The following is a 24,373-nucleotide window of genomic DNA, read 5'->3' as shown; positions in this document are numbered from 1 at the left end:
AGTCATCTTGTATTTCTTATCGCGGAATGCTGCATGCCCAATCTTCCGATTGGCAACGCAAACCAATCCGCTTTCTTATCGCGGAATGCTGCATTCCCAATCTTCCGATTGGCAACGCAAACCAATCCGCTTCCTTATCGCGGAATGCTGCATTCCCAATCTTCCGATTGGCAACGCAAACCAATCCGCTTCCTTATCGCGGAATGCTGCATTCCCAATCTTCCGATTGGCAACGCAAACCAATCCGCTAAGGCAGCGGCATGACGACGATAACCGTCGTTCCCGCACCTCGTTTGCTATCGATTCGGAGGCCGTATTGGTCCCCGTACATAATCGCGATACGCCGGTGCACGTTCGGCAGCCCGATGCCCTTGCGCCGCTGTGCCGCATCCGCATGCACGGGGCCGCCAGCAGCGGCCAGCCCAGGTGTGCCCATCCCCGCGGCACCGGCCGCACCTTCTCGCCCGTCCCCCATCATGTCCGCCGTCGACGTAGGCGCATCCTCCTCGCCCTCGCCGACCGCGCGCCCGAATCTGCCACCGAGCAGCGACTGCTGCAAGTACTCGAGCGTCTGCTCATCCATGCCGACACCGTCATCCTCGATGACGATCCGCAGCTCGCCTGCGTCTACTTCCGTATAGACGCGCAGCTTGCCAGGGCGCCCCAGCGGCTCGAGCCCGCTCTTGACGGCATTCTCGATGATCGGCTGCAGCGTCATCTTCGGCATGACGGCATCCAGCCAGCGGTCCTCGATCTGAATCTCGGTCGTGACGCGCCCTTCAAGCCGGCTCTCGATGATCGTCATGTAATGACGCATCTGATCGAGTTCCTGGCGCAGCGTCGTGCGGGACGCCTCCTGCCAATCGCTGCTGTAGCGGAACATGTGGGAGAGCGCCAGAATGACGCGCCCGAGCCGGTCGTTCTCCCGTTCATCCAGCATCCAATAGATCATGTCGAGCGTGTTGTACAGAAAATGCGGATTGACCTGCGACTGCAGCGCCTGCAGCTCGGCATTCTTCTCGCTGATCGAAGCGAGCGTAATGCCTTCAATCAACTCGTCCATGCGATGCACCATCCGGTTGAAGGAGCCGACGAGGCTGTTGATCTCATCGAACGATTTGACGTTCACGCCCCCTTTAAAATTGCCAAGCTCCACCTGCTTCATCTCGCGAATAAGCAGTTTGAGCGGGGAGGCGATCGTTCGCGAGACCAGCGAGGCGATCGCGATCGAGAGCACGACCAGCACCGCGATGACGACAAGCAAATATTGGCGCGTATCCTTGAGCTCGGAGCCAATATCCGCCTTCGGCGTCAAACCGAACACCGTCCAGTCCGCCAGCGCCGCCTTAGCCGAGACGATGAGCTGATCCGTGCCGTTATCGACCACGACTTCCTTCCGCACGGGCCGCGGCAGCCCGCTGAACGATGGCATCACCGCATCCTCGCTGCCCGTCGAGGCGATGATGCGATCCTCCCGGTCGACGATATACACCTGGCTGTTCGGGCTGATCGTGACGTTGGACAGCGCGGCGAGGATCGGCTTCGGATTGGTCTCGATGAACATGATGCCGATTTTCTTATACGTCGTCAGGTCATACAGCGCGCGGCCGAAGACGAACACCCGCTCCTCCTGCAGACTGTTGATGACCGACCCATTGTACAAGCCCAGCCACACCATCTCGCCGGTCGAGGCCTGCAGCTTGCCATACCAGTCCGTCTTCTGGTAATTCAAGTCGAACACGCCGGCATATCGTTTCTCGTAATTGTATAGCTTGCCGGAGTTCGTGATGATATGAATGCCGACGATATCGTCTCGGGAATAGTACACGGCGCCCATAATATTCGTGATCGACCGCTCGTCGATGACGCTAAGCGCAGGGTCTTTCTCCTTCTCGCGTTCCTCCAGCAGCCGCAGCAGCTCGTAGTTGCTGTTGAGCGATTTCGTGACGCTGTCGTACCCTTCCAGCAGAAGATCAAAAAGACCAACGGTCTGGGAGATGTTTTTCTCGGCCATGTCGCTGATCTTGGTATGAATGATGTCGGTTGTTTTGCGGTAGTAAAGCACGCTGACAATGACAATGAGCGTCATCATGCAGGAGAGAAAGAGCAGAAACAGCCGGTTATAAATGGAATGTCTGCCGCGCGACCGTGCCAATTGCGTACAATCTCCCTTCCCTGGCGATTAAGCGCAAAGATCAGGCGCCGGCGGAAATGCGCATAGCTGCGCATTTCCGGACGAACGCCCGACCTTAGGCTCTCGCCATCTTCATCGATGACTCTATTGTAACATAGCGCGGCGCGCGCTAGTCTTACCCTTTGACCGCGCCGGCCACCATGCCCTTTGTAATTTTGTCCGCAAGCAGGAAGTAAATGATGATAACCGGCAGCGCGCCAAGCACCAGATAAGCGCCGATCGCCCCGTAGTTGACCGAATACTGGCTGACGAAGCTGTTCACGCCGAACGGCAGCGTCTTGAGCGCTTCCTTCGAGATGAACGTCGCCGCCAAAATGTACTCGTTCCAAATGTTGATGAACGTCAGGATGCACACGGTCATCATCGGCGGAATCGATACCGGAATGATGACGCTCCAGAAGATACGCAGCACATTCGCGCCGTCGACGACCGCCGACTCCTCGATCTCGTGCGGAATCGACTTCATAAACCCGCTCATGATGAACACCGCGATCGGCGTCTGGAACGCGACGTAAGGCAGGATAAGCGACCAGAGCGTGTTAAGGATGTGCATTTCTTTGAAAATGAGCATCAGCGGCAGCAGCGTCGCCTGCATCGGGATCATCATCCCGATCAGGAACAGCACCATGACGAGCTGGCCGTATTTCCAACGGAAGCGGCTGATCGCGAACGATACCAGCGAGGACAGCAGCAGGACGAGCACCATCGTGCTGGTTGTCGTGATCAAGCTGTTTAGCAAATATTTGAAGTAATTGCCGGATGCGATCGCGTCCGTGTAGTTGCTCCACATCAGCTTGCTTGGCAGCGAGAAGAAGCTGCCGGATAGAATCTCCTCGTTATTCTTCAGCGAGTATATAAGCAGCCAGAGGAGTGGATACAGCTGGGTGACGAGCAGAATGCCAAGTAGAATGAACACGATGATTTTCGCCAGCGGGAACATTTGCTTCCCTCTCTGTGCAACGGGCTTTACGCCGGCGACGGGTATGGTTTGACTCATGACCGGACTCCTCCTTCCTTACGTGTATTTGCGTTCCAGACGATTGAAGATGAAATTGATGACGACCGTAGCCAGCAAGCAAAGCGCGACCAGGAACGTGGCGATCGAGCTGCCGTAGCCGTACTTCATGGACAGGAAGGACATGTTGTACATATGGGTCGAGATGACGTCTGTCGCGTGAGCCGGGCCGCCTGCGGTCATGACCATGACCATGTCGAACGCTTGGAGCGAGCCGATAAACGCGAGGACGATCGATATTTTGAAAATCGGAATATTCATCGGGAAGGTAATATACCAGTCCGCCTTCAGCCCTTCGGCCCCGTCAATCTTCGCCGCTTCATAGATATCGGCGGAAATGTTCTGGATGCCCGTAAACTGAATGAGCGTGTGGTAGCCAAGGTATTGCCATAATGCGACGAAGTAGAGCGAGTACATCGCGATATTCGGCTCCGTGAGCCACGAATGCGTCCAGCTCGAGAGACCGATTTGCTCCAGTACCTGGTTGAGCATGCCGCCCATGGCAGCAGGATTGTAGATCGTTTTCCACAGTTGGCCGATAATAACGACCGAGAGAATGACCGGCATGAAGTACGCCGACACGAAGAAATTCGGTTTCTTCACGAAACGGTTGAGCAAAATCGCGACAAACAACGCAATTGGAATTTCCGCCATGGAGAATACGGCGAACATTAGCGTACGGCGCACCGATGGCCAGAATACCGGATCATCGAACAGCAGCGTCTTGAAGTTGTCCAAGCCGACAAACTTCGACGTGCCGATGCCGTTCCAATCCAGCAGACCGCTGTACACCGAGACGAGGACCGGTATGAAAACCAAGCCAACGTACACGATCAGACACGGCAGCACAAAAGCGGCAATCGTCCATTTGGACACCCGCAAGACGTTCATGGAATCATCTCCTAACCAAAATGAATCGAGGGCGCCGGGGTCCGTCCCTGCTACTAACGGCAGACCCCTTGCACCCTCAGACTTTGTCTCTATTTAGGTAGAACTTATTTGTTGGATTCGAACGCCGCTTGGTGCTCTTTCGCCACTTCCGCGGAGTCTTTCTTCTGTACGAACAGGTTTTGGATGCTCGTCAGGTGACCTTGGGACGTGCCTGGGTTCATCGTGTTATCGAAGGACAGGTCGCCGCCTTGAACTTCTTTGAACAGGCCGAGCACTTCCATCGCCATGTCGGAGTAGCCGGCTGCTTTGAAGTCGCCTTCGACTTTCTGAGCCAGACCAACTGCGCCTTTCACCGCGAACGCCTCTTTCGGGAAGTTCAGCATGAAGTAGTTCAGGAAGTCTTTCGTCTCTTGCAGGTGCTTGCTGTTCGCGGAGATCGCGAATGCGGAGCCCGGCGCGAGCATGAACTCGTTCGGGTTGCCTTTGCCGCCAACCGTCGGGAACTTGAATACGCCGACTTTGCCGTTAACCGACGACGTCTCGATGCCGCCTGTTGCCCAGCTGCCCATGTAGTACATCGCCGCTTTGCCTGTCTTGAACAGGTTCTCGCCTGCGTTGTAGTCGAAGCTCGTTGCGCCTTCTTGGAACGCGCCTGCTTGAACGAGGTTCTGGAACGCTTCGACCGCGTCGACGAATGCCGGATCTTCGAACGTCTTCGTACCAGCCGCAACGTCCTTCAGGAAGCCAGGACCGTTCGTGCGGAGCAGGATGTTCATGAACAGGAAGGAGCCCGTCCAGGAGTCTTTCTCGCCGATCGCCATTGGCTGGATGCCTTTTGCCTTGAGCGCCTTAACGACGTCGACCATCTCTTCGAACGTCGTTGGCACTTTCACGCCGCCTTGCTCGAACAGCTCTTTGTTGTAGTATACGAGGCCGATGTTATTGCCATCCGGCAGCGCGTACAGGTTGTTGTCGAACGTGTACCAGTCGAGGATGCCCTCTTGGAACGTGTCTTTCAGGCCGTTCTGTTCCACCATGTCGTTCAGCGGCGCGAACAGGTTCGCTTCCACGAACGGCTGCATTTGCGCGGCCGGGTTCACGATCGTGATGTCCGGCACTTCTTTGGAAGCCGCTTGCGTCTTCAGCTTCAGCTTCTGTTGGTCCGTGTTCAGCGAGTCGAGCTCGATTTTCACGTTCGGGTGTTCTTTCTCGTAGTCAGCTACGATTTTCTTCAGCATGCCGTTCTTCGGATCCGTCGGGTCCGGATAAATATTCTGGAACGTAATGGTCACGTTCTCCGCTTTCGTCTCTTCCGCCGGCGCGTTCGTGCCGCCGTTGTTCGTTTTGGCCGCGTTATTCGTGCCCGTCTCTGTCTCGCCGCCGCTTGCATTATTGCCGCCGTTGTTGCTTCCACAAGCCGTCAAGCTTGCTGCCAGCACGCCAGCCAAAACCAGTTTGATGAGGTTGGATTGTTTAATCACCTTTGTAATCCCCCTTGGTTGATTTATGTCTTTATTATGACGCGGAATTGATAACCCTTACAATGCGACAAGTTCAAGGGAAGATGTTTAATTTCTTAAGGTGGAGAAAATCAAGGTGACCTGAAGTTTTCCTACCTCAGAGGGAGCCGGGCACGGCGGAGTGGCGCAGTGACGAGGGATTGGAGCAATTACCGGGCAAGACTTTAGGCGGAGGACCTAGGATGGGGAATCGAAGACCGGAAGTCTCATGCTAGATGTCGGATATCAGATGTCTGATGTCTAATGGCCGATTTAGGCAGACGATTGCGACAGCGACTTATGGCTTACTGTGGTTGAGAAAGTGAATAGCGTCGTCAGCGAGTTGCCGGTTGCAAGGAGGGTGTAAGCTGTTACTTCTACCCACTTCCACTGCTTGGGGTTTCCAAGGAATCGTAGCTTTCTAGAACGACACGTCGAACGTCAGGTCCTGCCCACATGTGTCTCATCGTAGACGCGCGAGCGTTTGCGCCATGCCTCCGCTATCTTATCCACGGCCTCTTTGCACGCGATATGCACGTCATAGGACTGAGGCCGACCAGTTCCTTCAAGTTAGTCATCCTGCCCGTCGCTTCGCCTCCAGCACGATAGCCGCATCAGTGTGTTGTAGTGTTGTAGATTGAATCCATATCATTGCCCTTCCAAATTCCAACGCTTTGTCGATCAAGTAAGGCCACATTGTCGTTATTCCCCGCGTTGACCATGGCGAGCGCCCCTTTAGGCGGCAGCATCGCAACGTGCCGTCGTCAGCTTGATTTGCGCTATTTTTTTGTATCTTTGGGGCTACCCCTCAATTTCTTACTATTATTCCAAATATAATATTTAGGTTGTTTCATTTTTTTACAAATTTGGTTAAAGGGTAGTTGTGTGAAAAGTTCAATGCTCGTTAAAAGAGAGGTGAGTTTCTAATCAATTACCTGTATTTCTAACAACACCTTCAAGCCATCGTATCAAGTTATGGCAATGCAGCAAACTCTCGACTACACTCTCCTCATATTACGGTAGATAAACACGTAATAAACTGAATTTTAGAGTACTCATTGCATTGAATTCTCACATATAAAAATCCTTACACAGATCCTCTTTAACTTTCTTTAACTTTCTAATAAACATAATATATACGGAGTTGATATTTTCGTGAATAAGGGCTTAAAGGTGTTAACGGTTGTTTTTTTATTGCTTTGCATAGGTTTGCCTGGGGTAATGGCCGAAGATTTAAATGGTAACAGTCGTAATTCTACTACTACTGGCAGTAATCAAACATCTGAAATAGTAACAAAAGAGGTTGAAATAGGTTTCCGCAAAAAGTTTGGGCTTGTAAGTAATGAAACAATTGTAGATGAAAAAATGAAAAAATACGAAAAAAGTACAAAGTACGGCGTTCACCTATCCCCAGAGGAAGAAGCAGAGCTTACAACTCGCATTGATTTCCAAGAAAAGTATATGACTGAAATTAAAAAAATTGTTACTTCCAAAACTAATGGAGAATTCACGCTTTTTATAGACCAAGCTGCTGGCGGAATTGTGAATATTGGCTTAAAGAATAATAACATCCAACTTGAAGAAGTAATTTCATTATTCACCGATAAAAGCAAGCTTAAAATTATTAACATTAGTAAGTCCGAGAAAGACTTAGACAAAATTCACGAGAAAATATGGAGAGAAAAAGATAAGCTTATGGAAGTTGGAATCATTATTAATGACGTAGCAACAGACATTCCCAATGCACGAGTAGTCGTTGGAGTACTGGGAGCAACAAGTGATAAGACGAATTACTTAATGAAACTTTATGGAGAAAGTGTATTTGTGCAGGAAGCCGATATTGCTACAACAGATGCTGATAGAGCTTCAACATGGAATCCACTGCAAGGCGGCACTAAGATTACTTTTACCAATGATGAGGGCAAGACCGCCAGGTGCTCGGTTGGATTCATGGCCACTGCCGGTAACCTTAAATATGTTGTAACTGCTGGTCACTGCCATACTTCAGATCGAACTAAATTATATTATCAAGGGACTAGCAAGCTAGGAACAATGACTTTTTATAATCAGGGTGGGTATGCTGATGCCGGGATGATAGGTGGCGGACCAGCTTCTCTAACCTATACCGGAGGGAAAATTTATTTAAACGGGAGTTCCTCTACTGGAAGATATACATTCATACAGAATGCAAGTGAAGATAACCCGGGGGAAGTAGTTTACATGTCCGGATCGTCGACTGATACAAATCCAATTCAATGGGGTACCATACAGAATACCAATTTTTCAATTAATTTAGATGGCTATTCCTACGAAAAACTCCGAACAGCTAGTTTTACAAGTGCAGGAGGAGATAGTGGGGGAACTGTGTATAATGGCAGCAAGCTAAAGGGCATTGACACAGGACATACAGGAAGTGGACTCGCGATATATTCTCACGTGGAGCATGTACTGGCGGCCTTAAAAACAAAGTTTGGATCAACAGTGAGCGTAATATACTAAATTTAATGAGTGTCGGGAAAGTTAATAATTGCCCGACACTCTGTTTATATAATTCGGGAGGTACGTAAAATGAAGCACACATTATTAGGGGTAGTACTAACTTGCAGCATTCTTGCAGGCTGTGGAGGTGATAATCGAGTTTCGTCGTTCGAAGCCTTATTCGAACAAATAACCGGAAATGTTCTATCGGTAAACTGCTCGGAGGTTATTAACAGTAACAACTACAAAAACGAGAACGTAATTGATATTGGCAGGTCGTGTGATATAGACATTACGGACTCGACTCGTATCTTAGGAAAGGATGTTAGTCAAACAGTCGACCCGAATAACATTCCAAAAGACGCTAAAATAAAAATTATTTTGGAGACACCTGTTGATGTAGATGAACTAACAAAAGCCTCCCACCCTGCAAAAGAAATTCAACTGCTCAATTAGACGAAAAGCATGTTCCCGATGAATGCTCATACGAGAACATGCTTATTTTGATCTCTGCATATAAGGTGAGTCTGCCCGCCCAATCTGCATTCACGCCGAGTTCTCGACCTGCCCCGAAGCCGTCTCCGATTTGGCCGATTCCCCAGCCCGCATCCGCGTAAAAAGCAGCGTTACCACGTACTTTCGCGCGTCCGCCGTCAGCAGCTGCAGCTCGGCCCGCTCGGCGGACGGCGCGGTTTTGGCGAATACGACCGCCGAGCCGTCCATATCCTCGCTGATCCGCGTAATCCGGAATCCGTCCGCCAGCAGCGCGTCGATTGCCCGCTGCTCCTTCAATACCTCCGCATAATGGCTCATGGATGCACGCCCCCCGCCGTTTCGGCCGACGGCCGCTTCGGCTTCGCCGCATGCTGCCCGAACCGCTTCCGCCGCAAATATTCGCCGCTGCCGGGCGTGCCGACAAACTGCTTGTCGCGGATGACGAACTCGCCGCGCACGAGCACCGACACCGGCTCTCCGGTCACGTCCATCCCCTCGAACGCGTTATAGTCGACGCGCATGTGATGCGTCGCCGCCGATAGCGTCCGCTGCGCGTGCGGGTCGAAGAGCACGAGATCCGCGTCGCTGCCCACGGCGATCGTCCCTTTCTTCGGGAACAGGCCGAACAGCTTCGCGCTCGACGTCGAGACGACGTCCACGAATTTGTTCAGCGACAGCCGTCCCTTCGCGACCCCCTCCGAGTAGAGGAGGCTGAACCGGTCCTCGATCGTCGGCCCGCCGTTCGGGATTTTGGAGAAATCGCCGCGCCCGAGCTCCTTCTGGCCTTTGAAATCGAACGAGCATTGATCCGACCCGACCGTCTGCAGCGACCCGTTCCACAGCGCATCCCACAACACGCCCTGGTGAGATTTCTCCCGCAGCGGCGGCGACCAGACGTACTTGGCGCCCTCGAAGTCCGGCTTCTCCAAATACGACACGTCGAGCGTCAAATACTGCGGACACGTCTCGCCGTAGACGCGCAAGCCTTTGCGCCGGGCTTCCGCGATCTTCTCCACCGCCTCCGCGCACGTGACATGCACGACATAGAGCTGCGAGTCCGCCAACTCGGTCAAGTTAACCGCCCGCCCCGTCGCTTCTCCCTCCAACACGGACGGCCGCGTCAGCGCGTGGTAGATCGGATCGGTGTTGCCTTCCTCGAGGGCTTTATCGATCAAGTAGGCAATGACGTCGCCGTTCTCCGCGTGCACCATGACGAGCGCGCCTTCTTGGCGGGCCAGCTGGAGCGTGCGAAGGAGCGTGCCGTCGTCGGCTTGGAAGACGTTCTTGTACGCCATGAACACCTTCAGCGACGTAATGCCTTCCTCGGCGATAATTTGCGGCAGCTCCCGCAGCACGTCGTCGTTCACTTCGCCGACCATGAGGTGAAAACCGTAGTCGATGACCGCCTTGCCCTTCGCCTTGGCATGCCAGGTCGCGACGGCATCGCGCAGCGGCGCCCCTTTGCTCGTCAGGCAGAAATCGACGATGCTCGTCGTGCCGCCGAACGCCGCCGCGATCGTGCCGCTCTCGAAATCGTCCGCCGTTACCGTGCCGCCGAACGGCATATCCAGATGCGTATGCGGGTCGACGCCGCCGGGGAACACGTATAGGCCGGATGCATCCACGACTTCCGCGTCCGCCGCCGCGGCGAGATCCGCGCCGATTTGCGCGATGACGCCGTTGTCCACGAGAATATCGGCGACGTACGTGTCGGCCGCCGTTACGATCGTGCCGTTCTTGATCAGTTTCCTCATCGTCTACACCGCCTCCATTTCGGTCGCCCCGGCGTTCAGCTTCGCCAGCGTGCGCTGCCTGTCGTTCCAGCTCATCGGCGCGCCTGCCGGCGCCGCCTCCACCATCTCGATCGCCCCGTCGACCGGACAGACGATCGAACACAGGTTGCAGCCGACGCAGTCCTCCTCGCGGACTTGCAGGTACTTGCCGCCATCGCCGGTCAGCATGTCGATGCACTGATGCGACGTATCCTCGCAGGCGATATGGCATTTGTTGCAGTTGATGCACGTCTCGGTGTTGATGCGCGCTACGACGCGGTAATTGAGGTCGAGATCGCCCCAGTTGGAATAGCGCGGGACCGACTTGCCGACCAGCTCCATGACGGAGGCGATCCCTTTGTCATCCAAATAGTTGTTCAGCCCGTCGATCATCTCTTCCACGATCCGGAAGCCATGATGCATGGCCGCCGTGCAGATCTGCACGCCCGTCGCGCCCATCAACATGAATTCCACCGCATCCTGCCACGTCGAAATGCCGCCGATGCCGGAGATCGGCACGCCGACCTGCGGGTTGCGGGCGCATTCGGCCACCATGTTGAGCGCGATCGGCTTGACGGCCGGACCGCAGTAGCCGCCGTGCGCGCCTTTGCCCGCCACGTGAGGGATCGTCTGCCAAGAGTGGATGTCGACGCCGGCCAGCGAGTTGATCGTGTTGATCATGCTGATCGCGTCCGCCCCGCCCAAGACCGCATGCCGCGCCGTCACCGTAATGTCCGTGATGTTGGGCGTCAGCTTGACGATAACCGGCGTCTTGGCCGCCTCCTTCGCCCACATCGTCTGCATCTCGACGAGATCCGGCTGCTGTCCCGATGCCGCGCCCATGCCTCGCTCCGCCATTCCGTGCGGACAGCCGAAGTTCAGCTCCAGCCCGTCGACGCCGACGTCCTCGACCCGCTTGACGATCTCGTGCCACTTCTCCCGCTTCGGCTCGACCATGAGGGACGCGACGAGCGCGTGCTTCGGGAAGCGTTTCTTCGTCTCGTAGATCTCCTTCAGGTTCACCTCGAGCGGCCGGTCGGTGATCAGCTCGATATTGTTGAACCCCGCGACGCGCTGCCCGTTAAAATGGACCGCCGCGAAGCGCGAGGACGTATTGATGATCGGCTCGCCGAGCGTCTTCCAGACGGCCCCGCCCCACCCGGCCTCGAAGGCGCGCTGCACCTGGTAGCCGGTATTCGTCGGCGGGGCCGATGCGAGCCAGAACGGATTCGGCGCCTCGATGCCCGCCAGGTTTATGCGTAAGTCTGCCATGCGACCAATCCTTTCGCGCGAAAGTTGTGGAGAAGTATAAGAACCGTTTGATCCATTGCCGTCGAATAGCCCGACTTAGCGAGCCCATTACATCGCCACTTTGCCCTGCTCGTCTTCGCCTTGTTCCGTTGACTCGACTTCCGCCGTATCCGTCTCCGGTTCCCGCTCCGCAAAATGCCGGCTAATCGCGCGCGCCGTCCGCTTGCCCTGTTCGGCCGCCGAGACGACCATCGCTTCGCCTTGGCCCGCGCCGAACACGATATCTCCGGCCGCATATACTTTCGGATTGGACGTGATGTGCGTATCGGGGTCGATTCGGACGACCCCGCGATCGTGCGCGAGGCCGAACTGGTCAATGAGCGCGACCCTGCGCTTCTGCCCGATTGCCGTCACGACCGCGTCCACCGGCATCCGGAATGCGGAGCCCTCGATCGGAACCGGCATGCGCCGGCCGTCCGCGCCCGGCTCGGACAACCGCATCCGCACGCATTCCAGCGCAGACACCTTCCCCTCCTCGTCCCCGATGATCCGCACCGGCGCCGTCAACCAGCTGAACTCGACGCCGTCCTGCTTGGCGAATTCGAACTCGAAGTCGTACGCCGTCATCTCCGCCTGCGTCCGCCGGTAGACGATGCGCACATTCGCAGCTCCAAGCCGCACGGAACAGGTCGCTGCATCAATTGCCGTATTGCCTGCTCCAATCACCGCCACGCGCGCCCCTTCGAATGCCGGCTGCGGCTGATCGGCGGATTTGGTCGCCTCCACGAGACGGATCGCGTCGTGCACGCCGTCCAGGTCCTCGCCCTCGATGCCGAGCGGCGGCACATCGCCCATCCCGGCCGCGAGCACGACCGCGTCATAGCTGTCCAGCAGCAGCTCCGCCGGGACGTCTTCGCCGACCTTGACCCCGGTGCGGATCTCGACGCCGAGCTTCTCTACCTGCTCGACCTCCCACAGCGAGATCGGCTGCGGCAGCCGGAACGAGACGATGCCGTGCGTGTCGAGACCGCCCGCGAGCGGCTTCGCCTCGTAGATCGTCACCGCGAAGCCGTCCCGCGCCAGCTCCCGGGCGGCGGACAGGCCGGCCGGCCCGCCGCCGATAACGGCGACGCTGCGGCCGTTCGGCGCGCCGGCATTGAAGAGCGGGCGCCCGTCAGCGATCGCCCAGTCCGTCGCGTAGCGCTGGAGCTTGCCGATCATGATGGGCTCGGAAGCATCGTTCAGCACGCAAGCCCCTTCGCACAAAATCTCCGTCGGACAGACGCGCGCGCAGCTGGCGCCGACCGGATTCGCGTCCATGATCGTCGTCGCCGCGCCCCTCAGATTGTCGGTCGCGATCCGTTTGATGAAAGACGGAATATTGATGCCGGTCGGACAGGCTTGAATACAAGGCGCGTCGTAGCAATACAAACAACGGTTCGATTCTTCGACCGCGGCCTTGCGCGTAAGGCCCGGCTCGGCTTCCGCGAAATTGCGCGCGATTAACTCGGGTGCCAGCATGCGAAGCGGTGAACGCTGCTCCATCTCTCATCCCTCCCAAGGCTATGTTTTCATGTATGCAAGATTGGACTGGCTTTATGCCGCTATGCGGGAATTTACGCAGGCTTTCGAATCAGCGGCGCTGGGGTGGAGAACCAATAGGCTTCCGCTTCCCGTCGGCGAGAAGCGCCGCCCGGCACCCGCGTCATCGCGCGAAGATGCGGGGCCTCCGTTCTTCGCGCGATGCCCTATGCCGGCTCCGCCGGCGCATGAGCTGCCGCCCGGCACAGCCGCAGCGCCGCTTGGTACAACAGCTCGCAGCCTAGCGCGATATCCGCCTGCGCGGAGAATTCCTTCGGGTTGTGGCTGATCCCGTCCTTGCACCGGACGAAAATCATCCCGTAGTCGCAATACCGCGACATCGCCAGCGAATCGTGGAACGGGCCGCTCATCAGCTCGGGCAGCGTCACGTCAAGATCGGCCGCCGACGCGCGAATCGCATCTTTGATCCGTTCCGCGCAATACCGAGGCTCGCTGTTCGTGTCCTCGCGAATCGTATAGGTCAAGCCGTTCGCGGCCGCCGCTTCGTCGATTAGCACGCGCAGCTCCGCCTCCAGCCGGTCGCGCCGGCCCAGGTCGATATCCCGCAGGTCGACCGTGAACCGGACGTGCTCGGGGATGATGTTCCGCGAATCCGGGAACACCTGCAGCGAACCGACCGTCCCGACCGTTGGCGCATCGGGGTCGCGCGAGGCGAGCGTCTGCAGCCCGGCAATGATGCTTGCCGCGCTCGCCAGCGCATCCCGGCGCAGCGGCATCGGCACCGAGCCGGCATGGCCCGCGAAGCCATGGAGATCGACGGTCCACCACAGTGGCCCGGATATCCCGGTCACAAGACCAACCGGACTGTTCAGCGACTCCAGCACGGGGCCCTGCTCGATGTGCAGCTCCAGGAAGGAGCCGACCCGACCCGGCGGATAGACGGACTCCGCGAACTTTGAGGGATCGCCGCCGAACGCCACGAGCGCCTCCAGCCGGGTAACCCCGTCTTTGTCCGCACGCGCGAGCTCGCCTTCTTCCAGCTGGCCGAGCAGCCCCCGGACGCCGAACAAGCCTTTGTTGAACCGGCAGCCCTCTTCGTCGCAGAACGCCGCCACTTCGATCGGCACGGCCGGCGCGATGCCCTGCTCTCGCATCGTCTGCACCGCCTCAATCGCGCCAATGACGCCGATAATACCGTCGAAGCGCCCCGCATAGGGCTGCGTGTCAATATGGGAGCCCATCATGACGGCGGGAGCATCCGGATTCGCCCCTTCCAGCCGTCCGATTAGGTTGCCGAACGCGTCGATCCGCGCGGTCAGCCCCGCCTCCTCCATCCATCCTTTCACGACGAGCACCGCTTCCAGATCCTCTGCCGAAAGCGCCAGCCGGCAGACGCCGGTTTCGCTAATCTTGCCGATCTGAGCCAGCCGATTGATACGGGCTTCAATGCGATCCGAATTAACGCTCCATCGGTTCATTCCACTTCCCCCGCTTCTACATGTTAGATAATATAACATTAAATTTTAAATTTTCAGATAAATCAAGCAGAAATCCAGATTTATTTTCTTGAACGTGTCATTTCGACACGATTCTCAGTTGTTTTATGTTACTTTAGTTAACACAACATACAATATCGCAGATCCGATTCAGATTCACCAGACAGTTTGTCAAAAGGGAAGTGCAACTTTTCTGCCATTCAAATTGCGGAAAGCGAGGGATTGCTTTATGGAGACGGAACGCAGCTTAACGGTTGGAGAGGCGCTACGACGCCCGCTGTTTGAAGGCGCCGAGCTGGCGGCGGGCGCCGCGGGTCTGCATCGCCGCATACGCTGGGTGCATATTCTCGAAATTACGAACTTCGATACGCTCATCCACGGAGAAGAAATGATATTGACGACAGGCATGGGATTCGCCGGGGGACCCGATTCCCCGCTAGCCTTCATGCGCGGCCTGATCGGGCGACAGGCCGCCTGTCTTTGCATCGAGCTTGGGCCCAAGTTCCCCGAGGTGCCCAGCGAGCTGAAGGAGCTCGCTGATCGGCATGCGTTCCCGCTCATCGTCTTCCTCCGCACTGTGCGCTATGTCGATATTACGCAGGACCTCCATTCCGCTATCATTAACCGCCATCACCGGATGCTCCAGGAGCTGGAGCGTCTCTCCCGGGCCTTTCACCGGATGACGCTGACATCGCAAGGCACCCTCAACGTGCTGAAACTGCTGCACAAAAGCACCGGCGCCCAGCTTGTTTACCGGCCCCTCGCCGGCAAGCCGACCTGCTTCCCTCCCTTGCGGCCGGATGAACAGAACGCGCTGCTGGAGCAGACTGCGGCCCATGCATTGAAGACGGAAGGCATCAAGCCGGACAGCGCGCCTCTCGTCGAAGAACGCGACGGCCACCACTGTGTGCTGAAGCCGGTCGGCGCGCTCGACCAGACATGGGCGACGCTGCTCATGGTCTGTCCGCAGCGGCCGGGCGAGTTCGAATATTTGCTGCTCGACTCGGCCGCGCTCTCCATCGCGCAGGAACTGCTGCGCACCCGGTATATGGAGGAACGCAAGCTGTTCTCGGAGAACCGGTGGATCGCGGAGCTGCTCGGCGGCGAACTGAGCGACGAGAAGCAGCTTCGGGTGCTGGTCGGACTCGCCTACAAGAAGCTGAGCGAGTCCCGGTTCCAAGTATGCCTGATCGAGATCGACAACCTGTACGACGAGGCGCTGGGCATGAACGAGCAGGAATGGGAGTCGATCCGGCTTCACCTGTCGCTTCTGCTTCGCTCCGCCTTCGAGCGCCACGCCTTCCGGCCGCTCATGACGATGAAGAACAATCGGCTCGTCATCCTCGCGTTCGATCTGAAGTCGAAGATCCCGGCCAAAATTCGGCTGCGGCACGCCCTTGCCTCGCTTGATGACCTGCAAGCCGACGAAAAGCTGAAGGATCTGAAGCTTGCGGCGGGGATTGGCGACGCCTGCGAGCAGCTGACGCAAGCAAGCCGCGGCTACCAGGAAGCGGCGCAGGCGCTGGCGCTGCATACCTGCTGCAAGCTGCCGGTTGTCTTCTATGACGAGCTCGGGGTGTTCCAGCTGCTGGTGCGGCTGAACGATGGTTCGACGCTGCAGCAGTTCGTGCGTGACAATCTCGGGCCACTGATCAACCACGACCACAATAAAGGGAGCGAGCTGCTGCACACGCTCAAGGTGTATCTCGACCACGACGGATCGAAGCAGCTGGCAGCGCAGCGGCTGTTCATCGTCCGGCAGTCGCTCTACTACCGACTGGATAAAATCGCCGAGCTGCTCGGCGAGCACTACATGGCGCCCGAGAACCGGATCGCCATTCAGGTCGCCCTGCGCGCCTACCAAATGCTCTACCCGGATAAATTCCGGCACGTCGCGCCCGCAGGCACCGAACGCAAAGTGGCGCGCGGGTAAGCGCGCGGCGGTGCGGGAGACGGGCTGTGACGTGGCGGCGCCCCGGCTGGGCGTTAGTGATTCTCATGTCGCTATTGGCCGGGTTGCCGCGCTCTGGCTGGGCGTTAGCGACTCTCGCGTCGCTATTGGCCGGGTTGCCGGGCTCTGGCTGGTCTTTAGCGACTCTCACTTCGCTATTTGGCCGGTTGCCACGCTCTGGCTGGGCGTTAGCAACTCTCGCGTCGCTATTGGCCGGGTTGCCGCGCTCTGGCTGGGCGTTAGCGACTCTCATGTCGCTATTTGGCCGGTTGCCACGCTCTGGCTGGGCGTTAGCGACTCTCATGTCGCTATTGGTAGGGTTACGGCACTCTGGCTGGGCGTTAGCGACTCTCACGTCGCTATGGCCGGGTTGCCGCGCTCTGGCTGGGCGTTAGCAACTCTCGCGTCGCTATGGCCGGGTTGCCGCGCTCTGGCTGGGCGTTAGCGACTCTCATGTCGCTATTGGCCGGGTTGCCGGGCTCTGGCTGGTCTTTAGCGACTCTCACGTCGCTATTGGCCAGGTTATGGTGCACCGGCGGACGGTAGATTGGGGGCGCGCAAGCATACGTCAGCCTACACGCTAATAGTCGCTCCCACGCCACTACTCGCTCGCCTCACGCCCACCAACACGCCAATTATCGGCTCCACGCCACTATGCATGCACAGCTCGCTCCTTTACTCCCTCGCCACACCGCCTCACCCCGCGACCTCCGCCATCACCTGCTTGAACGTCCGCACGATAAAATCCACGTCCTCGTCCGTGCACGATAGCGGCGGACTGAACGTGAGCACGTTGTTGAAGCCCGCGACGGTGTCGCCGTTCTTGCCGATGATCAGTCCCGCGCGCTTGCAGGCGCCGATGATCCGCTTGACGACGTCCGCGCTCGCCGGCTCCTTGGTCGCCTTATCCGCGACCAGCTCGACGCCGAGCAGAAAGCCGAAGCTGCGGATGTCGCCGACGAGCGAGTGCGCCAGCAGCTCGTCGAACTCGGCGCGCAGCCGCTCGCCCAGCACGCGGCTGCGCTCGACGAGCCCCTCCCGCTCCATCACCGCAAGATTCGCCAGCGCCAGCGCGCACGCGGCCGGATTGCCGCCGAACGTGTTCACGTGGCGAAGATGGCCGTACTGCTCCGGATCCTTGAACGCGTCGTAAATCTCCTTGCGCACCGCCGTCGCCGACAACGGCAGGTAGCCGCTCGTCAGCCCCTTCGCCATCGTCACGATGTCCGGCTTCACTCCGAAGTTGTGATGCCCGAACCGCTGCCCCGATCGGCCGAAGCCGCAAATGACCTCGTCGAGAATAAGCAGCACCCCGTGCTTGCGGCAAATCTCCTCCACGCGCGTCAAATACGACGGCTCCGGCACGATCACCCCGCCCCCGGTTATAACCGGCTCCATGATGACGCCGGCGACCGACTCCGCGCCTTCCCACACGATCGTCCGCTCGATCTCGTCCGCGCACTGCCGGTTGAACGCCTCCGCGCTCATCCCTTCCGGGCGGCGGTAGCTATCCGGGGGGGACACGTGCAGGAAGCCGCTCGTCAGCGGCTCGTACTTGTACTTGCGCTGCGCCTGGCCCGTCGCCGACAACGCGCCGAGCGAACTCCCATGGTACGCGCGGTAGCGCGAGATGAACTTGAACCGGCTGTGCGCGCCGATCTGCTGCTGGTATTGGCGGGCGATTTTGAACGCGACCTCATTCGCCTCCGAGCCGCTGTTGGAGAAGAAAATAACGTAATCGTCCCCCAGCCACTCGTTCAGCTTCTCCGCCAGCTCAATTGCCGGCAGATGGCTCTGCGTCAGCGGATAATACGGCAGCGTCGACAGCTGGTTGTAAGCCGCCTCCGCCAGCTCCTGCCGGCCGTAGCCGACGTTGACGCACCACAGACCCGACATCGCGTCCAAGTACCGGTTCCCTTCGCTGTCCGTAATCCACGCCCCCTGCGCGCTTGCGACGATCATCGGGCGGTCGTGCTCGCTGTACGGCGACATGCTGTGCCACAAATACCGCCGATCCTTCTCCTTCATCTCCTGCGTATCGATTTCGCTCCGATCGAGCATGCGGATCAGCTCCTCTCTATAGCTGTTAATAGCGGGCGGTCAACATCTTTTTGCGCGTGTAAAATTCGACGCCGTCGCGGCCGTTCGCGTGCAGATCCCCATAGAACGACTTCTTGTAGCCCGAGAACGGGAAGAACGCCATCGGCGCCGGCACCCCGAGATTGACGCCAAGCATGCCCGCGTCGATCTCCTCCCGGAATGCGCGGATCGCCTTCGCGCTGTCCGTGTAGAGACAAGCCCCGTTGGCGAATTCGGACCGGTTGGCCACCGCGATCGCCTCCGCCAAGTCCTTCACCCGCACGACCGACAGCACCGGCGCGAAAATCTCGTCGTTCCAGATCGTCATCCCCGGCTTCACCCGGTCGAAGATTGTCGGCCCGACGAAAAATCCATCGCCGGACGCGGCCGCGTCCAGCCGGCCGTCACGCGCAAGCACGGCCTGCTCCGTTACACCCTGCTCGATATACCGGATCGTCCGTGCCTTGTTCGCCTCCCGAATGACCGGCCCGAGGAACACCCCTTCGTCCAGGCCGTTGCCGATGCGGAGCGCGTCCGCCGCCTCGACCAGCCGCGCGACCAGTTCATCGGCGACATCCTCGACAACCGCGACGACCGCACACGCCATGCAGCGCTCGCCTGCCGAACCGAATGCAGCAGACGTAATATTGCGCACCGCGTTGTCGAGATCGGCGTCCGCGAGCACGATGGAATGGTTCTTGGCGCCCGCCAGCGCCTGCACCCGTTTCCCGTGCGACGTCCCCGTCTTGTACACGTACTCGGCGACCGGCTGCGATCCCACGAACGAAATCGCTTCCACGTCTTCGTGCCGCAGCATCGCGTTCACGACGTCATGCGCGCCGTGCACGACATTGAGCACCCCCGGCGGGAAACCCGCTTCCGCGAACAGCTCCGCCAATCGGCTGACGAGCAGCGGCGTCCGCTCCGACGGCTTCAGCACGAACGCGTTGCCGCAAGCGACCGCCAGCGGGAACATCCAGCACGGCACCATCATCGGAAAATTAAACGGCGTGATCCCCGCGACGACCCCGAGCGGATAGCGGTACATCCCCGATTCAATGCCAGACGCGATGTCCGGCAGCTGGCTGCCCATCATCAGCGTCGGCGCGCCGGCGGCGAATTCGACGCATTCGATGCCGCGCTGCACTTCCCCGAGCGCTTCCTCCAGACTCTTGCCATTCTCGGTCGTGATCAGCCGGGCGAGCTCATCCGCATGCTCCGTCAGCAGCTGCTGATACCGGAACAGATAGCGCGCCCGGCGGGGTGCCGCCACCTTCCGCCACGACGCGAACGCCTGCGACGCGGCGCGCACTGCCAGATCCAGCTCATCCGCCGTCGACAGCGGCACCTGCGCGATCGCCTCGCCCGAGGCTGGATTATAGACCACCTCGTACACCGCTGCCGCAGAATCGACCCAATCCCCGCCGATCCAATTGCGCAGCTTTACCGGTTGCGCGGTTAGTACCATTGCAGCCTCCCCTTTCATTACCGCGTGCCGGGCGGCCGAAGAACACGGGATACACGCCGCCTCGCGAGCCTCGCCCACGAGCCGCGAGTCCTCTGTTCCCATCCGCCGCCGCAGCTACAATTTCGCCAGCTCCTGATACGTCTCCGGCCGCCGGTCGCGGTAGAACTGCCAGCTCTCTCGCACTTCGCGAATCAGCCGCTTGTTCATCGCCCCGACGACGACCTCCTCTTGATCCCGGCTGCCCATAGCCACGAAGCCGCCCCGCGGGTCGACCAGGTAGGACTGACCGTAAAATTCCCCCATGTTCCAAGGCGCCTCGTACCCGACCCGGTTGATCGCCGCCACGTAGTAGCCGTTGGCCACTGCATGCGCGGGCTGCTCCAGCTTCCACAGATATTCCGAGGTGCCCGCGACTGTCGCCGACGGGTTGAACACGATCTCCGCCCCGTTCAGCCCGAGCATCCGCGCCCCTTCCGGGAAATGCCGGTCGTAGCAGATATACACGCCTACCTTAGCGTATGCGGTATCGAACACCGGATAGCCCAAGTTGCCCGGCTTAAAATAATACTTCTCCCAAAACCCGCAGCCGCCCCCGCCCGCTCCGACGTGCGGAATGTGGTGCTTCCGGTATTTGCCCAAATATGCGCCATCTGCGTCGATCACGGCGGCGGTATTGTAATACGTCGCGATCCCTTCGCGCTCGTAGATCGGCAGCACGATGACCACGCCCAGCTCCTCCGCCAGGTCTTGAAAAAGCCTCGTCGTCGGGCCGTTCGGGATTTCTTCAGCCGCGTCGTACCACTTGTTCGTCTGCTCGGCGCAGAAATACGGGCCGTAGAAAATCTCCTGCAAGCCCACGATCTGCGCGCCGCGCGCTTTCGCTTCGCGCACAAGCCCTATCGTCTTCTCGATCGCGGCCGCCTTGTGCGCCGCGACGGGTTCTTCGCCGCGTACCTCGTGCTTCGTCTGCACCAAGCCAATTTGCACCGTATCCATGCGCCAACGCTCCCTTCGGGATGGCGGCGGCCGCTCGCGGGTGTACCGCGAGCGAGCCTCCGCCTGTGTCGATAACGACCTTCTTGCGAGGGCGACACCCGGACGTTCCCCCGACGATCGGTCAGTTCGACATATGCCGCGAATCGAATCGACCGCCCTTCCGCCACCTTGCTTTCGTCGACATCGATCAGAACGAACTACACCGTTATTCCGCCGCCATCTCCACAATTTCGTTCGTATATGCGGCGCTTAGTTCGGCCGCCTCCTTGATGACGCCAAACTGCAGCGCGATGTCGGCCGTCTGCTTGAATTTCGCTTCGTCGATATAGCCCAGCTTCGCTAGATCGAAGCCGTCCGGCGCGACCAGCTTGGCGACCTCCTTCATCATCGTTACCTGGTGATCGCGCGTCGTCGACCCTTCTTCCGCCGCCTTCATGACGCTGTCGACCGCCGCTTCCGGATTGTCGATCGCATCCTTCCACCCTTTCAAGGAGGCGCGCACGAATTTCGCCGCCGTCTCCTTGTTGTCCGCCAGCCAATCCTTATTCGCGAACAAATTATCCTCGAGCATCGCCACGCCTTCCTTGTTCATATCGATGACGGAGAGATCGCTTGCCGGCACTCCTTGCTCCAGCACGACCGGATATTCGTTGTAGGTCATCGCCGAGGCCGCGTCGAGCTCGCCGGCGAGGAATTGATCCATTGTGAACCCCTGCTTGACGAAGGAGAGGTCCTTGTTCGGGTCCAGCTTATATTTGTCGAAGAGGGCGAGCAGCTCGAACTCGTTGCCGCCCATCCAGTTACCGATCTTCTTGCCCGCCAGGTCTGCCGGCGAGTCGATGCCGTTCGTCTTCTTGGAGACGAGCACAAGTCCGCTCTCCTGATAGATTTGCGCGATCTCGACGATCGGCAAGCCAGCCTCCTGGCTGGCGAGCAGGCTCGCGACCCAATCGACACCGATATCCGCCGCCCCGTTGGCCACCTGCTGCTCCGGCACGATGTCCGGTCCGCCCGGGACGATCTCCACCTTGAGTCCCTCGGCTTCGTAATACCCTTTGTCCTGCGCGACGTAATAGCCGGCGAACTGCGCCTGAGGCACCCACTTGAGCTGCAGCTTCACTTTGACCGGGTCCGCCGCCGCGCCGCCTTCATGCCCCGCGCCGCCGGAAGACGGATCGTTGTTGCCTCCGCATGCCGCAAGCAGCAGACCAACCATCAGCGGCACGACCGCCGCCTTGACGCCGCGCCGAATACTCCCCATTCCCTTCTCCATCGGTAGCCCTCTCCTTTGTATATATGGCTTCTCGTGCAGCCCGCACCCGCAGGCAACCGAATTTCAGGCCTCTATATCATCTCCGGCCGCTCACGGACGAGCGACGGCACGGACGATTCCGAACGAAACGCTCGCGGACGGCGGATGCAGCCGCACCGGATAACCGGGAGGCTGTATACGATTGCCGACTTCTGGCACATGCTAACCGTAACAACCCCGCAGCCCCCTGTTACCCTCGCTGGGAAGGATGCCACCGGATCAACGTGCGCTCCAGCCTTTCCGTAATCAGGTAGAAGAGAATGCCGGCGACCGCCGCAATGACGATGCACGACCAGCCGAGCGGCATTTTGGCTACCTTGATGGAATTGGAGAGCAGATACCCCAGCCCCTTCGACGAGAAGAAGAACTCGCCGACGATCGCGCCGATCATGCTGGCGGTCGTGCCGATCTTCATGGCCGTCGCCAAGTAAGGGAGGCTTGCGGGGATGCGAAGACGCAGGAACACGTCCCGCCTGCTCGCAGCGTAACCGTGCAGCAGATCGAGCGCCAGCGGATCGACCGATCGCATGCCCTTATGCGCCTGGATGGCCACGGCCGCCATCGAGCCGACGGCCACGATCGCCACGCGGGAGCCGATGCCGCCGCCGAACCACAGGTTCATGATCGGCGCGAGCGCCACGATCGGCACCGCGTTCACCGCGGCGGCCAGCACGATGCCCGGCGCTCCCCACCTCGGCCAAGCCGTCGCCGCAAGCGCCAGCCCGAAGCCGGCGACCGCCCCGGCGAGCAGGCCGAGCGCCGCCTCGCCGAGTGTATAAGCCGCATAGTCGAGCAGCAGCGCCGCATTGTCGCGGATAGCGGCGGCGATAGTCGAGGGGAGCGGCAGCTGATACGTGCGCAGCCCGAACAGTCGATGGAACAGCTCGAGCTGCCAGGCCAAGGCCGCCAGCAGCCCGGCGAGCAGCGGCAGCGCGATGCGCCACGCAGCATCCCGCGCCACACCGCTTGGCGCGCTGTTGCCCGGCGTACTGCCGCCCGGCCTGCTGCGCCTGAGCCGTCCCGATGCCAGGGGAATCCCGCCGGCGCTCGGTCCAAGGATGGCCGGCGGCTCCAATGCCGCATCGGCCCGCTCCTGTGGGCCTGCCGCATTGCTTCCCATTAGCGCTCGCCTCCTCTGACTCTGAATTCCGGCTGCCACGGGGTCAGCAGCCGTTCTGCCAAGCTGATCAGACCGTAAGCCGCCATGCCGAGCAGCGCGCCAAGCACGACCGTAGACCAGAACATATACACATGCGAGGGGCCGTAATAGAGATTGCGCAGCATGATCACGCCGACGCCATGCTGGGCGCCCATCAGCTCGACGAGAATCGCGCCGGTTACCGCGAGCGGCGCCGCGATCTTCAAGCCCGCGAATAAGCCGGGCATCGCCGCCGGCAGCCGCAGCTTCCAATAGATCGCGCGGCGTCCGGCGGCGTACCCGTGCATCAGTTCCAGCATCGAGGGGGGCACGCTCCGCAGCCCGCGCAGCATGCCGAGCGCCACGGGGAAGAAGGTGATATAGCCGGCGATCAGAATACGAGCCGTCCCCTCGTTGCGGACAATCCCGTACAGAATCGGCGCGAGGCCGAGGATCGGGATCATTTGAGAGGCGACCGCATAAGGGAACGTCAGCCGCTCGATCCATCTGGAGAGGCTCATCAGCAGCGCAAGCCCCGCACCGGCGGCCGCGCCCAGGGCGAAGCCGGCAGCCGCGTTCGCGAATGTCGCCCGTCCTTCCCGCCACAGCGTCTTGCCGTAATCGCCGAATGCCTCCGCGATACGATGCAGATACGGCAGCTTCGACTGCGCCAGCGGTACGCGGAACACCTCCAGCAGCATCCACGACGCCATCTCCCACAAGGCAAATCCGACCAGCAACCAGACGAGCAGCGGCAGCGCGATGCTTCCCTTCCAAGCCATAGCGGCCTTCATGC

At 59.1% G+C, this 24,373-nt stretch carries 18 protein-coding genes; 3 read left to right on the top strand and 15 right to left on the bottom strand.

Annotated features, from left to right (window positions below; translation table 11 throughout):
• Positions 1–247: 247 nt before the first annotated feature.
• The 4 genes from ACFFSY_RS12630 to ACFFSY_RS12615 all read right to left on the bottom strand — a co-directional run bounded on the left by ACFFSY_RS12630 (position 248) and on the right by ACFFSY_RS12615 (position 5,581).
• A complete protein-coding gene (locus ACFFSY_RS12630; protein ID WP_446686134.1) occupies positions 248–2,155 on the bottom strand; it encodes a cache domain-containing sensor histidine kinase in 1,908 nt (635 codons plus the stop codon).
• Between the two features lie 154 nt (positions 2,156–2,309).
• A complete protein-coding gene (locus tag ACFFSY_RS12625) occupies positions 2,310–3,134 on the bottom strand; it encodes a carbohydrate ABC transporter permease (RefSeq protein WP_377494945.1) in 825 nt (274 codons plus the stop codon).
• 75 nt (positions 3,135–3,209) lie between these two features.
• Positions 3,210–4,100: a carbohydrate ABC transporter permease gene (locus tag ACFFSY_RS12620; RefSeq protein WP_377494361.1), complete on the bottom strand. Its 891-nt coding sequence runs from the start codon at positions 4,098–4,100 to the stop codon at positions 3,210–3,212.
• 104 nt (positions 4,101–4,204) lie between these two features.
• Complete coding sequence (locus ACFFSY_RS12615) at positions 4,205–5,581, bottom strand: extracellular solute-binding protein (protein ID WP_377494359.1); 1,377 nt, start codon at positions 5,579–5,581, stop codon at positions 4,205–4,207.
• Positions 5,582–6,754: 1,173 nt separating this feature from the next.
• Between ACFFSY_RS12615 and ACFFSY_RS12610 the strand changes: the two genes are divergently transcribed.
• Positions 6,755–8,098 (top strand): S1 family peptidase, encoded by a 1,344-nt coding sequence (locus ACFFSY_RS12610; protein ID WP_377494357.1) that lies wholly within the window; start codon positions 6,755–6,757, stop codon positions 8,096–8,098.
• A 69-nt stretch (positions 8,099–8,167) separates the two neighbouring features.
• A complete protein-coding gene (locus ACFFSY_RS12605; protein WP_377494355.1) occupies positions 8,168–8,533 on the top strand; it encodes a hypothetical protein in 366 nt (121 codons plus the stop codon).
• A gap of 90 nt (positions 8,534–8,623) precedes the next feature.
• Here ACFFSY_RS12605 and ACFFSY_RS12600 read toward each other — a convergent pair whose 3' ends face one another.
• The 5 genes from ACFFSY_RS12600 to ACFFSY_RS12580 form a co-directional block, all read right to left on the bottom strand.
• The gene (locus ACFFSY_RS12600; RefSeq protein WP_377494353.1) at positions 8,624–8,890 is read right to left on the bottom strand and encodes a hypothetical protein; all 267 of its coding nucleotides are present in this window, start codon (positions 8,888–8,890) and stop codon (positions 8,624–8,626) included.
• Positions 8,887–10,326, bottom strand: coding sequence for a dihydropyrimidinase (gene hydA / locus ACFFSY_RS12595; protein WP_377494351.1), 1,440 nt, complete (start codon positions 10,324–10,326; stop codon positions 8,887–8,889). Before hydA ends, ACFFSY_RS12600 begins: the two co-directional genes overlap by 4 nt.
• Positions 10,327–10,329: 3 nt before the next feature.
• Positions 10,330–11,616 (bottom strand): NAD-dependent dihydropyrimidine dehydrogenase subunit PreA, encoded by a 1,287-nt coding sequence (gene preA / locus ACFFSY_RS12590; RefSeq protein ID WP_377494349.1) that lies wholly within the window; start codon positions 11,614–11,616, stop codon positions 10,330–10,332.
• Between the two features lie 87 nt (positions 11,617–11,703).
• Positions 11,704–13,140 carry an NAD(P)-dependent oxidoreductase gene (locus tag ACFFSY_RS12585; RefSeq protein WP_377494347.1) on the bottom strand — a complete coding sequence of 479 codons (1,437 nt, stop codon included), beginning with the start codon at positions 13,138–13,140 and terminating at the stop codon, positions 11,704–11,706.
• Positions 13,141–13,343: 203 nt separating this feature from the next.
• Positions 13,344–14,615, bottom strand: coding sequence for a M20 family metallo-hydrolase (locus tag ACFFSY_RS12580; RefSeq protein ID WP_377494345.1), 1,272 nt, complete (start codon positions 14,613–14,615; stop codon positions 13,344–13,346).
• A 247-nt stretch (positions 14,616–14,862) separates the two neighbouring features.
• Here ACFFSY_RS12580 and ACFFSY_RS12575 point away from each other — a divergent pair, with 247 nt between their 5' ends.
• Complete coding sequence (locus ACFFSY_RS12575; protein ID WP_377494343.1) at positions 14,863–16,566, top strand: PucR family transcriptional regulator; 1,704 nt, start codon at positions 14,863–14,865, stop codon at positions 16,564–16,566.
• 714 nt (positions 16,567–17,280) lie between these two features.
• On the opposite strand, the gene ACFFSY_RS12570 is transcribed toward ACFFSY_RS12575, so the two are convergent.
• The 6 genes from ACFFSY_RS12570 to ACFFSY_RS12545 form a co-directional block, all read right to left on the bottom strand.
• Entirely contained in the window at positions 17,281–18,645 is a 1,365-nt protein-coding gene (locus ACFFSY_RS12570; RefSeq protein WP_377494341.1) for an aspartate aminotransferase family protein, read from the bottom strand.
• Positions 18,646–18,670: 25 nt separating this feature from the next.
• Complete coding sequence (locus ACFFSY_RS12565; protein ID WP_377494339.1) at positions 18,671–20,131, bottom strand: CoA-acylating methylmalonate-semialdehyde dehydrogenase; 1,461 nt, start codon at positions 20,129–20,131, stop codon at positions 18,671–18,673.
• 114 nt (positions 20,132–20,245) lie between these two features.
• Positions 20,246–21,127, bottom strand: coding sequence for a nitrilase-related carbon-nitrogen hydrolase (locus tag ACFFSY_RS12560; protein ID WP_377494337.1), 882 nt, complete (start codon positions 21,125–21,127; stop codon positions 20,246–20,248).
• A gap of 205 nt (positions 21,128–21,332) precedes the next feature.
• The gene (locus ACFFSY_RS12555; protein WP_377494335.1) at positions 21,333–22,400 is read right to left on the bottom strand and encodes an ABC transporter substrate-binding protein; all 1,068 of its coding nucleotides are present in this window, start codon (positions 22,398–22,400) and stop codon (positions 21,333–21,335) included.
• A gap of 229 nt (positions 22,401–22,629) precedes the next feature.
• Positions 22,630–23,559, bottom strand: a complete 930-nt coding sequence (locus tag ACFFSY_RS12550; RefSeq protein ID WP_377494333.1) for an ABC transporter permease — start codon at positions 23,557–23,559, stop codon at positions 22,630–22,632.
• Positions 23,559–24,371 (bottom strand): ABC transporter permease, encoded by an 813-nt coding sequence (locus tag ACFFSY_RS12545; RefSeq protein ID WP_377494331.1) that lies wholly within the window; start codon positions 24,369–24,371, stop codon positions 23,559–23,561. Before ACFFSY_RS12545 ends, ACFFSY_RS12550 begins: the two co-directional genes overlap by 1 nt.
• Positions 24,372–24,373 lie beyond the last annotated feature (2 nt).

The sequence above is a fragment of the Paenibacillus aurantiacus genome (assembly GCF_042431225.1).
In the GTDB taxonomy this organism is placed as follows: Bacteria; Bacillota; Bacilli; order Paenibacillales; family Paenibacillaceae; genus Paenibacillus_Z; species Paenibacillus_Z aurantiacus.
Note: the sequence above shows the minus strand (reverse complement) of the source record. Positions and strands in the feature narration are given on the sequence as shown.

What these genes read in the sequence shown, in the direction of transcription:
- ACFFSY_RS12625 (WP_377494945.1), bottom strand. Translation starts at nt 3,134, where the DNA reads ATGTTCCCGCTGGCGAAAATCATCGTGTTCATTCTACTTGGCATTCTG.
- ACFFSY_RS12620 (WP_377494361.1), bottom strand. Translation starts at nt 4,100, where the DNA reads ATGAACGTCTTGCGGGTGTCCAAATGGACGATTGCCGCTTTTGTGCTG.
- ACFFSY_RS12605 (WP_377494355.1), top strand. Translation starts at nt 8,168, where the DNA reads ATGAAGCACACATTATTAGGGGTAGTACTAACTTGCAGCATTCTTGCA.
- ACFFSY_RS12600 (WP_377494353.1), bottom strand. Translation starts at nt 8,890, where the DNA reads ATGAGCCATTATGCGGAGGTATTGAAGGAGCAGCGGGCAATCGACGCG.
- hydA (WP_377494351.1), bottom strand. Translation starts at nt 10,326, where the DNA reads ATGAGGAAACTGATCAAGAACGGCACGATCGTAACGGCGGCCGACACG.
- preA (WP_377494349.1), bottom strand. Translation starts at nt 11,616, where the DNA reads ATGGCAGACTTACGCATAAACCTGGCGGGCATCGAGGCGCCGAATCCG.
- ACFFSY_RS12585 (WP_377494347.1), bottom strand. Translation starts at nt 13,140, where the DNA reads ATGGAGCAGCGTTCACCGCTTCGCATGCTGGCACCCGAGTTAATCGCG.
- ACFFSY_RS12580 (WP_377494345.1), bottom strand. Translation starts at nt 14,615, where the DNA reads ATGAACCGATGGAGCGTTAATTCGGATCGCATTGAAGCCCGTATCAAT.
- ACFFSY_RS12575 (WP_377494343.1), top strand. Translation starts at nt 14,863, where the DNA reads ATGGAGACGGAACGCAGCTTAACGGTTGGAGAGGCGCTACGACGCCCG.
- ACFFSY_RS12570 (WP_377494341.1), bottom strand. Translation starts at nt 18,645, where the DNA reads ATGCTCGATCGGAGCGAAATCGATACGCAGGAGATGAAGGAGAAGGAT.
- ACFFSY_RS12565 (WP_377494339.1), bottom strand. Translation starts at nt 20,131, where the DNA reads ATGGTACTAACCGCGCAACCGGTAAAGCTGCGCAATTGGATCGGCGGG.
- ACFFSY_RS12560 (WP_377494337.1), bottom strand. Translation starts at nt 21,127, where the DNA reads ATGGATACGGTGCAAATTGGCTTGGTGCAGACGAAGCACGAGGTACGC.
- ACFFSY_RS12555 (WP_377494335.1), bottom strand. Translation starts at nt 22,400, where the DNA reads ATGGAGAAGGGAATGGGGAGTATTCGGCGCGGCGTCAAGGCGGCGGTC.
- ACFFSY_RS12550 (WP_377494333.1), bottom strand. Translation starts at nt 23,559, where the DNA reads ATGGGAAGCAATGCGGCAGGCCCACAGGAGCGGGCCGATGCGGCATTG.
- ACFFSY_RS12545 (WP_377494331.1), bottom strand. Translation starts at nt 24,371, where the DNA reads ATGAAGGCCGCTATGGCTTGGAAGGGAAGCATCGCGCTGCCGCTGCTC.